Source organism: Corynebacterium massiliense DSM 45435, assembly GCF_028609805.1.
Taxonomy (GTDB): domain Bacteria; phylum Actinomycetota; class Actinomycetes; order Mycobacteriales; family Mycobacteriaceae; genus Corynebacterium; species Corynebacterium massiliense.
This window is the reverse complement of sequence record NZ_CP063189.1, coordinates 745,287-759,825: the sequence shown is the minus strand read 5'-3', so window position 1 is coordinate 759,825 and position 14,539 is coordinate 745,287. Positions and strand designations below refer to the sequence as shown.

Here is a 14,539-nt window from a genome sequence, read left to right as displayed (position 1 = left end):
CGCGGTACGAGCACAGAGATGAATACAGAGAAGACGTCGGCCAAGGCGGCCGAAAAGCGCAACGCTAACCGTTTTGTGTGGGCCAACGGCCTGCAAAACATTGGTGATCAGATTCTGTCTGCCAAGACAGTGCTGCCGTGGCTGTTTTCCGCGGCGGGCGTGCCGCACCTGTTCACCGGCCTGCTCGTGCCCATCCGAGAATCTGGATCCATGCTGCCGCAGGCGGCGTTCTCGCCGTGGATTACGAGCCGCAACTCGCGCAAGCGGTTATGGATCTTGGGCTCGCTCGGCCAGGGCATCGCGGGCGTGCTCATCGCGCTGTCGGCGTTCCTTCTGCGCGGGGCGGCGCTGGGCATCGCCGCGGTGGTGTTCCTCGGCGTTTTGTCGCTATGCCGCGCTCTGTGCTCGGTGGCGGGCAAGGACGTCCAAGGCCGCACCATTTCTAAGGGCACGCGCGGCAAGGTCACCGGGCGGGCCACGGCGCTGGGCGGCGCGGTGACCCTGCTGGTCGGCATCGCGCTTTACTTCGCCGACGACCTGTCCGTAGCCGCGCTGGCGACCATCTCCTTCGGTGCGGCGCTGACCTGGTTCGTCGCAGCCGGCGTGTTTACCGGCATCGCGGAGCCGACTCCGGACGGGGAGAAACAGGGCATCGACAAGGCGTGGTGGCGCGACACCTGGGACCTGTATACCGGCGACCGCCGCTTCCGCACCTTCGTCCACGTCCGCGCGCTGCTGTTGGTCTCGGCGCTGTCGACGTCGTTCATCGTCACGCTCTCGCTCCAGGCCGGCACCGAGGCGTTGACCGGGCTCGGCGGCTTCGTGCTCGCCTCGGGCCTCGCCGCACTCGTCGGCGGGCGCGTGACCGGCGGTCTTGCTGATCGCTCCTCCCGCAGCGTCATGGCCGGCGGCGCGGCGGTCGCCTCCGTCTGCCTGGTCCTCCTCGTCGCCGCGGCCACGTGGTTGCCCGCCGCGGTCAACGCCTGGGTCTTCCCCCTCGGCTTTTTCGTGGTCAACCTCGCACACACCGCGATCCGGGTGGCGCGCAAGACCTACGTGGTAGACATGGCCACCGGCGACGAGCGCACCCGCTGCGTCGGCGCCGCCAACACGATGATGGGCGTCATCCTGCTTCTCGTCGGCGGGATTTCCGCCGTCATTGCACTCGCCGGCCCGTCCGCGGCGCTTCTCACGCTCGCGGTCATCGGCGGCATCGGCGTCGTCATGGCGCGCAGGCTCCCCGAGGTCTCTGAGACGCGGTAAAGACCGCGCCCGCGTAGCGTTGCCCAACCCCGCGCGGCGCGCAAAGGTGTCGGGCGCCACACGCTATAGGATGGTGGCCGCGAAATCTTATTCAGCGAGATTTTACAGGAGAATCACGTGGAAGCCACACAGCCCTGCTCTGTCGTGATCCTCGCCGCCGGCGCGGGGACACGCATGAAGTCTGCGAAGCAAAAGACTCTGCACGCCATCGGCGGCCGCACTCTTTTGAGCCACAGCCTGCACGCGGCGAACGGGCTTCAGCCGGAACACCTCGTGGCCGTGGTCGGCCACCAGCGCGACCAGGTCGCGCCCGCGGTTGACGATGTCGCCGCCGAGCTCGACCGCGACATCCTCACCGCCGTGCAGGAAGAGCAGAACGGCACCGGCGACGCCGTGCGCTACGGCGTGGATGCCATCCCGTCGTTTACCGGCACCGTCATCGTGACCAACGCGGACGTGCCGCTTTTGACCGCCGAGACCCTGGCCGGCCTGCGCGCCGAGCACGAGCGTTCCGGCGCCGCCGTGACCGTGCTGTCGATGCAGCTTGACGATGCCACCGGCTACGGCCGCATCGTCCGCAACGACGCCGGCGAGGTCACCGAGATTGTCGAACACAAGGACGCCACCGACGCCCAGCGCGAGATCCGCGAGGTCAACTCCGGCGTCTTCGCCTTCGACGCGGATATTCTGCGCGACGCGCTCGGCCGCCTGGATACGGACAACGCCCAGGGTGAGCTGTACATCACCGACGTGCTGTCCATCGCGCGCGCCGATGGCCACTCTGTCGCCGCCTTTGTGGCCGCCGACCCGGCGGAGCTCGCCGGCGTCAACGACCGCGTCCAGCTAGCCGCCGCCGGCCGGGAGCTCAACCGCCGCACCGTCGAGGCCGCTATGCGCGGCGGCGCGACCGTCGTCGACCCGGCCACCACCTGGATCGACGTCACCGTCACCGTGGGCCAGGACGTGACCATCTACCCCGGCACCCAGCTCTACGGGGCCAGCTCGCTTGCCGATGATTCCAGCGTCGGCCCCGACACCACCCTCACCGACGTGCAGGTGGGCCAGGGTGCGCAGGTGGTGCGTGCGCACGGTGAGCGGTCGGTCATCGGCACGCGCGCGAAGGTCGGGCCGTTTACCTACATCCGCCCGAACACCGTGCTGGGTGAAGAGGCAAAGCTCGGTGGCTTCGTCGAGTCCAAGAACGCGCAGATCGGCCGCGGTTCCAAGGTCCCGCACCTGACCTACATTGGCGATGCCACCGTGGGCGAGGAATCCAACATCGGCGCCTCCAGCGTGTTTGTGAACTACGACGGCGTGGAAAAGCACCACACCGAGATTGGCAGCCACGTGCGCACCGGCTCCGACACGATGTTCATCGCCCCGGTCACCGTGGGTGACGGCGCGTACTCCGGCGCCGGCACCGTGATCAAGGACGACGTCCCGCCGGGGGCGCTCGCCGTCTCCGGCGGCAAGCAGCGCAACATCGAGGGCTGGGTCGCCCGCAAGCGCCCCGGCACCCCGGCCGCCCAGGCTGCCGAAGCCGCCAACGCCGGCCCCAACGCGGGCCCCGACGCAGGTTCCGACGCCGCGGAAGGTTCCGCAGCGACGCCGGATTCTGAACGCGGCGGCACCGAGGCTTAGAATCAGTAACGACCTCAACCGATACGGGCTGAAACCGATACAGTGCAAGGAAGGCTTATGACCGGCAAGGTAACTGAAAGTCACAAGAACATGAAGCTGTTTTCCGGGCGTGCGCACCCGGAACTCGGTGAGGCCGTGGCCAAGGAACTGGGCACCGAGCTCGTTCCCACCACCGCGCGTGACTTCGCCAACGGCGAGATTTTCATCCGCTTCGAAGAGTCCGTGCGCGGCGCCGACTGCTTTGTGATGCAGGCGCACAACCAGCCGCTCAACAAGTGGCTCATGGAGCAGCTCATCATGATCGATGCACTCAAGCGTGGCTCCGCCAAGCGCATCACCGCGATCCTGCCTTTCTACCCCTACGCGCGTCAGGATAAGAAGCACCGCGGCCGCGAGCCGATCTCCGCCCGTCTTATCGCGGATCTCCTCCAGACCGCCGGCGCCGACCGCATCGTCTCGGTCGACCTGCACACCGACCAGATCCAGGGCTTCTTCGACGGCCCGGTCGATCACATGCACGCCATGCCGATCCTCACCGGCTACATCAAGGACAAGTACGACACGGCCAACATGACCGTCGTCTCCCCGGATGCCGGCCGCGTGAAGACCGCCGAGAAGTGGGCCAACGAGCTCGACGGCGCCCCGATGGCCTTCGTGCACAAGACCCGCTCCGTGGACGAGGCGAACAAGGTCGTGTCCAACCGCGTCGTCGGCGACGTCGAGGGCAAGGACTGCATTCTTCTCGATGACATGATCGACACCGGCGGCACCATCGCCGGCGCCGTCCGCGTGCTCAAGGAGGCCGGCGCGCAGAAGGTCATCATCGCCTGCACCCACGGCGTGTTCTCCGACCCGGCCCGCGAGCGCCTCTCCCAGTGCGGCGCCGAGGAAGTCATCACCACCGACACCCTCCCGCAGTCCACCGAGGGCTGGTCCAACCTCACCGTTCTGTCGATTGCGCCGCTGCTCGCGCGCACGATCCACGAGATCTTCGAAAACGGCTCGGTGACCACCCTCTTCGAGGGCGAGGCGTAACGGCTTCTCCGGCACCGCGCGGAGGCCGGCGCGGTGCCGGTCGCATCGTCACGCAGGGCATGGTCACGCACGGTGCCGCTTTGATTGTGACGCAGGTTGCAAGAAAAGCTTCGCGATATTTCAGATTCCACTACCCTGAAGCGTTAACCGCATCTTCCGCGTCGACGAGAAAGGACAACGCTTCATGGGTAGGTTTTCTGGTTTTGACGGCCGTGTCGCCATCGTGACGGGCGGCGGCTACGGCATCGGCGCGGCCGCGGCGAAGGAACTCGCCGAGTGGGACGCGAAGGTCGTCGTGGCGGACCTGCGCCGCGAGCAGGTCGACACCGTCGTGGACGAGATCCGCAGCGCCGGCGGTGAGGCCACCGGCTTCCTCATGGACATCGCCTCCGAGGAAGACAACCAGGCGGCCGTCGAATTCGCCGTCGAGACCTACGGCGGCCTCCACCTCGCGGTTAACTCCGCCGGCTACGCCCGCGAGGCCGAAACGCTGGGCACCTACTCCATCTCCGAGTGGGACCGGCTCATCTCGTCCAACTTGAACGGCGTCGCCTACGCCATGCGCTACCAGCTGGAACAGTTCATGGACCAGGAACGCACCTCGCAGTGCGCGATTGTGAACATCTCCTCCATCCACGGCCAGCTGGGCGTGAAGGGCAACGCCGCCTACAGCGCGGCCAAGCACGGCATCGTCGGACTGACCAAGTCCGCGGCCCTGGAATATGCCTCGAAGGCGATTCGAATTAACTCCGTTAGCCCGGCCTTCGTCCGCGGTGCGCTTATCTCCACCAGCATGGACGAAAAGGACGTGGCTGACACGGTCAACCGGCATCCGCTCGGGCGACTAGGTACGCCCGCGGAGGTAGCCCCGCTTATTCGGTTCCTCCTCAGCAAGGATGCGTCCTACATCACCGGTTCCGATCACCCCGTTGACGGCGGGTACACCGCCGGGGTGAGTTAATCGCCTCCGCGTGGCGCCCTCTTTTCACCTTTCTCCGCGCCACGTGGCTCATTCCAGAAAGGTCTGACCCCACATGAAACGCACAGTCGTTATGGCCATGGCATTTTTCAGCTGCGCCGTCGGCGCCGGATTCGCCTCGGGCCAGGAAATCCTCCAGTACTACGCGGCTTTCGGGTGGTGGGGTGTGCTCGGCGCGATCGCCGCCATGGCGCTCATGGCGTTGACCACGATGATCCTCATGCGCTACGGCAGCTTTTACCGCGCCGCCTCCCACGACGAGGTCTTCCGGAAAGTCACCCACCCGGCGGTGGCGACATTCCTCGACTATTCCATCACGTTCGCGCAGTTTTGCATCTGCTTCGTGATGCTCGCCGGCACCGGCGCCAACCTCGAACAGCAGTGGGGCCTGCCGGCCTGGGTCGGCTCCGCGGTCATGGTCGCGCTCGTCGCCCTCGTCGGAGCGCTCAACGTGGACAAAATCACCGATGTCATCAGCGCGGTCACGCCGCTCATCATCGTCCTGTTCCTCATCGCGGCGGTGCACGCGTACGTCAACCCGCCGGCGGATCTCTCCGCGTCCGTGCAGTACGCCCAGGGCACTATCGAGACCGGCCTGCCCAACTGGTGGGTCTCGACCGTCAACTACGTCGGCATCAACCTGATGGGCTGTGTGTCGATGGGCATTGTCATGGGCGGTGCGACGAGCATCGGCACGCAGGCGGGCCGCACGGGCATCCTCGCCGGGGTCTTGTTCGGCACGTTGCTGCTGATGATGGTCGTGGCGCTGCTGTTCAACGCCGAGGCGATCTCCACCGAGTTGCTGCCGACCCTGGCCATGGTCACGGAGATGAACTCCGGGCTTGGCGTGTTCGCGTCGGTGGTTATCTACCTGATGATTTTCTCCACGTGCGTGGGCAACTACTACAGCCTGTCGCGGCGCGTGTCCGGCTCCGGGCGGCGTTTTTCGGCCGTCGCGTTTGCCCTCCTGGCGCTGTGCTTCGTGCTCTCGTTGGTCGATTTCGTCTCGCTCATCGGGTTCGTCTTCCCCATCTTGGGCTACATCGGCATCTTCATGATGGGCGTGCTCATCTACTCGTGGTGGCGCGGTGGCCGCGGTGCTGTTGCCGTTGAAGAGCGCATCCCCGCAGCGGTCGGGGCGCGGTAGCTTGCTCCGCGCTTGCCGGGCGTGCTAGCTTTAACTCCGTCTCGGCGAGGGCTCTTGAAGTAAGGGCCGTTATCGACGCGATGTGAACTATTGCAAGCCTGCGATACTCGCCCCAGACGTGTATCCGCAGGCTTTTTCCATATCGTTAACGCGCCCGCGCGTGGGGTCCTTGCCTGAAATGTACTTTCCGATGGTTAGGAGATCCCCATGGCCAACAAGCGCCCCGTAGTCAAGGCAGAGGCCCGCAACGAATTCGGCAAGGGTGCGGCACGCCGCCTGCGCCGCGAGTGGAAGGTTCCGGGCGTTATCTACGGCCCGAACACCGACCCGATTCACTTCGCTGTCCCGCTGCTCGAGATTGAGACCCTGATCCGTTACAACGGCGTCAACGCAGTTCTCGAGCTGGAGATCGACGGCGAGCAGCACCTCACCATGGTCAAGCAGATCGAGCAGAACGTGCTCACGCTCGACATCGACCACATCGACCTGCTGTCCATCCGCCGCGGCGAGAAGGTCGAGGTCGAGGTCCCGGTCATGCTCGAGGGCGAGCCGGCCCCGGGCATGATGTCCGTCCAGGACGCCGACGTCCTGCTGGTCGAGGCCGACGTTCTCAACATCCCGGAGGAGATCACCGTCTCCATCGAGGGTCTGGAGAACGGCACCGTCGTCACCGCCGCCGACCTCACTATGCCGGAGGACACCACGCTGGTTGCCGATGGCGAGACCGTCATCGTCTCCATCTCCGAGCCGGAGGTTGACGAGGAGCTCGAGGAAGCCGCTGCTGAGGCCGAGGAAGGCGGCGCCGACGCTGGTGCCGATTCCGAGGACGAAGGCGCTTCCGAGGGCGAGGAGAAGAAGGACGAGGAGTAAACCTCCCCCCCCCCTTCCTCTTGCGTGCACCCCGCTTGGACTTTCCAGGCGGGGTCTTCCGCGTTTTCACCCCTTCCGCCCCAGGGGTAGGCACCTGGTCGGCGCAGGTTCCCCGGACGCGGAATTTTCCCGGAAAATGTGGATGACTTGGCCGGTTGATGTTCAAACCAGATCTTCGAATGCGGGTTATCCACAGGCGATTGTTCCTCCCCTAGCTTCTGGTTGCGAGCTGGCTTAGGTTCAAGCGCATGACGCAGATGAACCCAAATATCGCAGCCTCTTCCCGCGCCAACCGGACCGCCGTCGACCGCGCCGCCGGCGACCGCGCCTCCGGCGATCGCGCCTCGAGTTCGGATAACCGCCTGAGCCATTCTCCGCCGCCCGACTCGACCGGGTTTCCCGACCCGGGCGACTCGGCCGGATTTTCCGGCCCGGATGGATCCCCGCACCCATCGATTCTCGAAGTCTTCGCCGGCCTCTTATCCGACAGCCTTGGACTCCTCAACGCCTGCCGCACCCACACACGAGACGACCTAATAGCCCTCGGGGTGCCGGACACCACCGCGCAGGACTTAGCCAAACTCGCTGACATCTACTTCGGCCAGACCGCCTACAACCGGCTGCAGGAAGAAACCATTAGCGCCATCCGGGCGAACCGGCACAACCTTGCCACCCTGTTGGTCATCGAAAAGCATGCCAACACCATCAAACCCGCGGTAGACAAATGGAAGCTCCGGCACCACGCCGCACGCCATACCGGTACGACCAGCGCGATTAAATCAATCGCCCGCACCTTAGCCCGCGAGCTCAAAGGGCCACCGAAGCCACCGGAGCCTGGCTGCAGCGTTATCCGCCGCAAGCCGGGTGATCCGTGGACGCTGAAACTGCACGGCAGCAGCGACCAAGTCGCCGAAATGCTCCAACACATCGACACCCCAGAGGATCTGATCGGACTGATCCGCGGGCACGAACGCACCGCCACGGAAAGAACTAAAGACGCTCTTGGGGCCGACCCCGAAGGAACCGCCCAGACCACGCTGGACGACGAAGCAGCCGCCAACACTGACGGTGCTGTCCCTACCGCCTCGGCTGGTACCGATGGTCCGGATTGCCCCGCGCCGGCACCTGAGGTTGCTACCCAGCACGTCACCTGCACCGAATGCGGGGCGGCCACCGAAGCGAAGCAGGTGGTCGCCGGGTTGCGGACGAATGTGATTATCACGCTCGACCAACTCACCGAAATCCTCAATGACGACGACGGCACCGGCGATGATGTTTTGTTAAAGATGACCAACGGGGCGACCATTACCGGCCGCGACCTGGTTAGCCGGATGTTGGCCGATATTGGTCTTGTCACGCTTGTCCACCCGGTTAAAGGGCCGGTGAACCTGTACCGGTTGAGCCGGTTTGCCAACACCAAGCAGCGGTTGATGGCGATGGCTGAAAACCCCACCTGCCCATGGGACGGGTGCTACCACCCGGCAGAGACCGCACAGATTCACCACTTGAAAGCGTGGAAGTATGGCGGGCACACCAACCCAGAAAACCTCACCGTTGCCTGCCCGTACCACAACGGCGTCAACGACGACGACCCGTCGACACCCCGCCGCGGCAGACTAGAACGCGTCAACGGCAAAGTCCGCCGCATCCCACCCTGGGCCACCACCTACCACCCCGCAAAAGCCGCCGCGCCTCACTGAAAGCGCAGGCACTAAAGGAGCGCAGAGGGAGAAATCGACACCGCCCGAGGACACACTGCACCACAGCGGCAGCGCGCCCGACCGACAAACCTCGGCCGACAAACCCCGGCCGAGATGAAGACGGGACGAGTCGGCCTCTGAGCGGGCGCGACACCGGCTGGGCGTGAACCCGCCGTAACGTTAACCCGCCGTACCGTGAACCCGCCGTACCGTGAACCCGCCGTACCGTGAACCCGACCGCAAAAAGAAGCGCGGGACGGGGCTAAACGCATGCCCCAAAACAGCGACCCCACACGACGATGAGCAAGCACGCGGTGCAGCCCCCGCGAATGGCACAATTAGCGCCATGGACGCTCCCCTGCTCATCGTCGGCCTGGGCAATCCGGGCCCGAAGTACGACGACACTCGCCACAACATCGGGTTCGCGGTGGTCGAGGAAATCGCCAGCCGCGCTACCCCCATGCCCGCCGACTTCGCCGTGCACAAGAAGACCAACGCCGAGGTCGCGGAGCTCGCCGCCGGCCGGCTGCTTCCCCGCCGGGTCGTCCTGGCCAAGCCGCGCACGTACATGAACCTCTCGGGCGGCGCGGTCAAGGCGCTCGCGAACTACTTCGGCGCCGCGCCCGCCGACATCATCGTCGCGCACGACGAGCTGGAGCTCGATTTCGGCCGCGTCCGGCTGCGCATGGGCGGCGGCGATCACGGCCACAACGGCCTGCGGTCTATCACCAAGTCCCTCGGCACCAAGGACTATCAGCGCCTATCCGTGGGCATCGGCCGCCCGCCGGGCCGCATGGATCCGGCAGCGTTCGTCCTGCAGCGGTTTGCCAAGCGCGAGCTTGCCGATGTCCCCATCATCACCGCCGACGCCGCCGACCAGGTCCTCCGCCCCGCCTGACGCGCTGCGGCGAAAGTAGACTGCAGCACCATGAAACTGGCTACGCTGCGAACTGCTTACGGAACCACCACTATCCGCGTGGAAGGCGACGGCGTGGGCGTCGAGCTCGACCATGCGGATGTCGGCGAGCTGCTGCGCACCGGCGATTGGCGCAAGGCCGCCCAGCTGTCCGGCGAGCCGATTGTCTTCGACCCGCGCGACCTCGCTCCCGTCATCCCGCGCCCAGAAAAGATCATCTGCGTGGGCCTCAACTACGCCAAACATGTCCGCGAGATGGGGCGCGAGTTCCCCGACCAGCCCACCCTGTTCATCAAGTTCGCCGACGCACTGACCGGCCCGTACGACGACATCCACCTGCCGGACTACGCGCAACATACACCCGATTACGAAGGGGAACTCGCCGTGGTCATCGGCGATCGCGCGCACCGCGTGGGCGAAGAGGACGCGCCTGGATTCGTCGCCGGCTACAGCATCATCAACGACTACACCCTGCGCGACTTCCAGCGCGCGACCACCCAGTTCCACGCCGGGAAGTCGTTTTACCGCACCGCCGGCTTCGGGCCCTGGCTCACGACTGCCGATGAGTGGAGCCCCGGCAACCACGCCACCCTCACCACCACGGTCTGCAGAAAAGAGCCGAGTACCGATGCGGCTCAGAGTGACGCGGCGGGGCAGGACGCCGAAGAGGGCTTTTCACCTCAGGTTTTCTCCGAAGTGCGCCAGAAGGACGATACGGACGATTTGATATTTTCCATCGCCAAGCTGGTGAGCTTTTGCTCCCAGCTCTACCCCTTGAACCCCGGCGACGTCATCGCCACGGGCACTCCCGAAGGCGTCGGCTTCGCCCGCAACGAGTTCCTCCGCGACGGGGACACAGCCCGCGTCGCCATCGACGGCTTAGGCTACATCGCCAACACCACCGTCTTCGATTAACCACCCAGCACGCATTAAGGTCTATGACCATGAGCAAGAAACCCGACAAGGCCCCGCGCAAGCTGCGCAAGAAGGCCTACGAGAAGGAACTTCGCCGCCTGCAAGCCGAGCTGGTGGACATGCAGCAATGGGTCGTCGAAACCGGCGCCCGCGTTGTCATCATCATGGAAGGTCGCGACGCCGCCGGCAAAGGTTCGGCCATCAAGCGCATCACCCAGTACCTGAACCCGCGCTCGTGCCGCGTCGAGGCGCTGCCCGCCCCCGATTCCCGCGAGCAGGGCCAGTGGTACTTCCAGCGGTACATCGAAAAGCTGCCGACCAAGGGCGAAATCGTCATCTTCGATCGCTCCTGGTACAACCGCGCCGGCGTCGAGCGCGTCATGGGCTTTTGCACCGACCAGGAATACGTCCGCTTCCTCCACCAGGCGCCGATTCTGGAGCAAATGCTTGTCGAGGACGGCATCATCCTCCGCAAGTACTGGTTCTCCGTCTCCGACGAAGAGCAGATCGCGCGTTTCGAATCGCGCCGCAACGACCCGCTGCGCCGCTGGAAGCTCTCCCCGATGGATCTCCAGTCCATCACGCGCTGGGAGGACTACTCGCGCGCGAAGGACGCGATGTTCATCCACACCGACACGCCCACCGCGCCGTGGTACACGGTCGAGTCGGAGGACAAGAAGCGCTCGCGCATCAACGTCATCGCGCACCTGCTCGACACGATCCCGTACGAGAAGATCGAGCGCGAGATGCCGGAGATTCCGGAACGGCCCGCCTCCGACGGCGAGGAGTACCAGCGCCCGGACCGTCGCGAGTTCCGCTACGTCCCCGACGTAGCCGCTAAGCTGGAAAAGTAATGTAGCGCGGCGCTGCCTCACCGCGACCGGAAGGCAGCGCCGAACACGCTACAGCTCGGAGATGTCCTTGCGCTCCGGCAGGACCTGCAGGCGCGCGCCCGCCAGCTTCTCCACGATGCGGACGACCTGGTTGGAGTAGCCGAACTCGTTGTCGTACCAGACGTAGAGCACCAGGTGCTTGCCATTAGCGATGGTCGCCAGCCCATCAACCACACCCGCGTGCGTCGAGCCAACGAAGTCGTTGGACACGACCTCCGGCGACGCGATGTAGCTGATCTGCTGACGCAGGTTGGACTCCAACGAGACGGCGCGCAGGAAGTCGTTGACCTCGTCGCGTTCCACCTCGCGCTCGAGCTCCAGGTTGAGCACGGCCATCGACACGTCCGGGGTGGGAACGCGGATGGCGTTACCGGTGAGCTTGCCCTCGAACTCCGGCAGCGCCTTGGACACGGCCTTGGCCGCGCCGGTCTCGGTCAACACCATGTTCAGGCCCGCCGCACGGCCGCGGCGCGGGCCCTTGTGGTAGTTATCAATCAGGTTCTGGTCATTGGTGAACGAGTGCGCGGTCTCGACGTGGCCGTGCGCCACGCCGTAGCGGTCGCCGATGACCTTGAGCACCGGCGTGATGCCGTTGGTGGTGCACGACGCGGCGGACAGGATGGTGTCGCTGTCCTCGATGTCGTTGTCGTTGATGCCGTAGACGATGTTCTTGATGTCGCCCTTGCCCGGCGCGGTGAGCAGCACGCGGGCCACGCCCTTGGACTGCAGGTGCTGTGCCAGCCCCTCGCGGTTGCGCCAGGCGCCGGTGTTGTCCACCACGATGGCATCGTCAATGCCGTAGGAGGTGTAGTCGATGTCGGCCGGGTCGTTGGCGTAGATCATCTGGATCTTGGTGCCGTTGGCCCAGATGACCTCGTTTTCCTCGTCGACGGTGATGGTGCCGTTGAAGGCGCCGTGGACGGAGTCGCGACGCAGGAGCGAGGCACGCTTGACGATGTCCCCATCACCCTTCTTACGCACCACAATCGCGCGCAGGCGCACACCTCCAACCGAGGCCTCGCGGGAGACCAGGATGCGGGCGAGCAGGCGGCCGATGCGCCCGAAGCCGTAGAGCACGACGTCGGTGGGCTCGGACTGGGTGCTGGTGCCGATGACATCGCCAAGCTCTGCCTTGAGGAACGCTGCAAGGTCCTGCTCGCCGGAATCAGCGAACTTCAGAACCAGGCGGCCCAGGTCGATGGACGAGGTCCCCAGGTCCATGTCGACCAGCTCGCGCAGGATGGGCAGGGTCTCCTCGGGCGAAAGCTCGCGCTGGGCCACGCGGCGGGCAAAGCGGTGCGCCTTCATGATCTCGATGTCGGTCATGCCGAGCAGGCGGCGGCCGAAGATCGAGGTGACGACGTTGTTCTTGCGGTGCAGCCGGTGGATGAGGGGGAGCATCTCCTGAGCCAGCTCCAGGCGCTCGTACCACTGCTCGTGTGCGTTAGCGGCCACGGTAAACCATCCTTCATTAACAATCGGGGGTGGGAAACAAAAATTTTCCGCCCTCATCTTATCCATTCAGCGCCGCGATTCCGGCCTATTGGGTGGGGCGTGTGTTCACCCGGCGTTCACCGCCCCGCCACCCGGGCGTCCTACCGTGCGGGCATGAGTTTTCGCCCTGCCCGCGCCATCGTGGCCATCGGAGCTGCCACGGCCCTTCTGCCTCTTTCCGCACCCACGCCCGCCGAGGCCGCAACTGCCGCCGAGTCCACCGCAACGTTCTACTCCACCAAGCAGCCCTATTCGCCCCAAGCGTCGATCGAGTCCTACTCCCCCGCGCCGGACGGGTTTGAGCAGATCTACACCGCGAGCGTGAACCGCCACGGCTCCCGGGGACTGTCGAGCTGGAAGTACGACGACCTCGCGGAACAAATGCTCCAGGCGGCCGCCGCGGAAGGCCAGCTCACCGAGCTCGGCGAGCGCCTCATCCCGCAGGTGCACGCCCTGCACGCGGCCAACGAGCAGCTCACCGGACCCGATGGTGCCAGCGGGTACGGCAACCTCACGGAGGTGGGGCGTGGGGAGCTGCGGGGCATCGGCAAGCGTAATGCCCAGCGCAACCAGTGGCTTTTCGACGGCGCCCACGACATCGCAGTCACCTCGTCCGGCCAGGACCGCGCGACCGAATCCGCTGAGCTGGTCCTCGATGGCCTGGGCCGGCGCGCCGACATCACTGAGACGCCGGAGCTGTTGTATGCGCACAAGGACAAGGCGGCGGAAAGCTTTGCGCGCTACAGCGAGTGGAAGAACGGCGAGGTGGTCAAGGCGAAGGTCCGGCACGCCCACGAATCTCCCGCCGCGCGCGAGGCCGCCGTGGGGTTGTTGTCGCACATCTTCACACCGGAGTTTCTTGAAAGCCTCGACGACCGGAGTTTCCAGGGCCGCGGAAACCCCGACAAGACGGTGTCGGGGCCGGTCGAGGCGGCGCTGCAGTTCTACAACCTGTACCTCATCGCCCCGGCGATGGGCGGCGACTGGATATTCCACGAGTACATCGACCCTGCCGACGGGCCCACCTTTGCGTGGCTGTTGGACGTGGAGGATTTCTACGAAAAAGGCCCCGGCATTGCTGGGGAGACGGTGTCCTACGACAACTACGAGCCATTGCTTGACGATGTCCTCCGCGGCATGCGCGACCGCGCCAACGGCGGGCCGGTCGCGGCCGATTTCCGGTTCGGCCATGCGGAGACCATCATCCCGCTAGCAGCACTTTTGCGGCTGCCAGGTTCGGAGGCTGGGGTTCCGGCAGACGAGGTGATGGATCGGTCGAATTCGGCGTGGCGGGGTGATGCGGTCTCACCGATGGCCGCGAATATCCAGTGGGACGAGTTCCAAAACACTGCCGGAGAGACAATCGTGCGCATGCTGTACAACGAGGCGGAAATCCCGTTCCATGCAGGGTGCGAACCGATTGCGGAGGGCTCGCGGTTCTACACGCTTGACGAGTTAGAGTCTTGCCTCCCACTCGGCGCGTCGTCGGACCACGCGCATGCGCACTTGGGCACCGGCGGCGGCGCGGGCTCGGGACCGGACAGCCCTGGCCCGGGCAGTTCCACGAGCAGCGCGCGGCTTAGTTCAGCGCTGACCGCCTTCTGAAGCCGCCTGCATTCTCGCCGCCCGCTGCCGCTTTCTCGTTGTCCTTTATCCCTTGTCCGCTTTCACCCGTTCCGCGGCAGC

The 14,539-nt window shown here is 65.4% G+C and carries 12 protein-coding genes; 11 read left to right on the top strand and 1 reads right to left on the bottom strand.

Annotation, left to right across the window (positions count from 1 at the left end; all coding sequences use genetic code 11):
- Positions 1-18: 18 nt before the first annotated feature.
- The 10 genes from CMASS_RS03635 to ppk2 all read left to right on the top strand — a co-directional run bounded on the left by CMASS_RS03635 (position 19) and on the right by ppk2 (position 11,320).
- Positions 19-1,263, top strand: coding sequence for an MFS transporter (locus tag CMASS_RS03635; RefSeq protein ID WP_022862801.1), 1,245 nt, complete (start codon positions 19-21; stop codon positions 1,261-1,263).
- A 117-nt stretch (positions 1,264-1,380) separates the two neighbouring features.
- Entirely contained in the window at positions 1,381-2,904 is a 1,524-nt protein-coding gene (gene glmU, locus CMASS_RS03630) for a bifunctional UDP-N-acetylglucosamine diphosphorylase/glucosamine-1-phosphate N-acetyltransferase GlmU (protein WP_084684389.1), read from the top strand.
- 57 nt (positions 2,905-2,961) lie between these two features.
- On the top strand, positions 2,962-3,939 hold the full coding sequence (locus CMASS_RS03625) for a ribose-phosphate diphosphokinase (protein WP_022862803.1): 978 nt from the start codon (positions 2,962-2,964) through the stop codon (positions 3,937-3,939).
- A 184-nt stretch (positions 3,940-4,123) separates the two neighbouring features.
- Entirely contained in the window at positions 4,124-4,900 is a 777-nt protein-coding gene (locus CMASS_RS03620; RefSeq protein WP_022862804.1) for an SDR family NAD(P)-dependent oxidoreductase, read from the top strand.
- Between the two features lie 97 nt (positions 4,901-4,997).
- Positions 4,998-6,065, top strand: coding sequence for a YkvI family membrane protein (locus CMASS_RS03615; protein WP_273665905.1), 1,068 nt, complete (start codon positions 4,998-5,000; stop codon positions 6,063-6,065).
- 207 nt (positions 6,066-6,272) lie between these two features.
- Complete coding sequence (locus tag CMASS_RS03610; protein ID WP_022862805.1) at positions 6,273-6,935, top strand: 50S ribosomal protein L25/general stress protein Ctc; 663 nt, start codon at positions 6,273-6,275, stop codon at positions 6,933-6,935.
- Between the two features lie 248 nt (positions 6,936-7,183).
- Positions 7,184-8,635 (top strand): HNH endonuclease signature motif containing protein, encoded by a 1,452-nt coding sequence (locus tag CMASS_RS03605; protein WP_022862806.1) that lies wholly within the window; start codon positions 7,184-7,186, stop codon positions 8,633-8,635.
- A gap of 346 nt (positions 8,636-8,981) precedes the next feature.
- Positions 8,982-9,533 carry an aminoacyl-tRNA hydrolase gene (gene pth, locus CMASS_RS03600; protein ID WP_022862807.1) on the top strand — a complete coding sequence of 184 codons (552 nt, stop codon included), beginning with the start codon at positions 8,982-8,984 and terminating at the stop codon, positions 9,531-9,533.
- A gap of 30 nt (positions 9,534-9,563) precedes the next feature.
- Positions 9,564-10,466, top strand: coding sequence for a fumarylacetoacetate hydrolase family protein (locus CMASS_RS03595; RefSeq protein ID WP_022862808.1), 903 nt, complete (start codon positions 9,564-9,566; stop codon positions 10,464-10,466).
- A gap of 29 nt (positions 10,467-10,495) precedes the next feature.
- A complete protein-coding gene (ppk2, locus tag CMASS_RS03590) occupies positions 10,496-11,320 on the top strand; it encodes a polyphosphate kinase 2 (protein WP_022862809.1) in 825 nt (274 codons plus the stop codon).
- Positions 11,321-11,368: 48 nt separating this feature from the next.
- Here the strand turns inward: ppk2 and CMASS_RS03585 are convergent, their stop codons facing one another.
- The gene (locus CMASS_RS03585) at positions 11,369-12,760 is read right to left on the bottom strand and encodes a glyceraldehyde-3-phosphate dehydrogenase (RefSeq protein WP_420536140.1); all 1,392 of its coding nucleotides are present in this window, start codon (positions 12,758-12,760) and stop codon (positions 11,369-11,371) included.
- Positions 12,761-12,967: 207 nt separating this feature from the next.
- Here CMASS_RS03585 and CMASS_RS03580 point away from each other — a divergent pair, with 207 nt between their 5' ends.
- Positions 12,968-14,458, top strand: coding sequence for a histidine-type phosphatase (locus CMASS_RS03580; protein ID WP_022862811.1), 1,491 nt, complete (start codon positions 12,968-12,970; stop codon positions 14,456-14,458).
- The last annotated feature ends 81 nt before the right edge of the window (positions 14,459-14,539 follow it).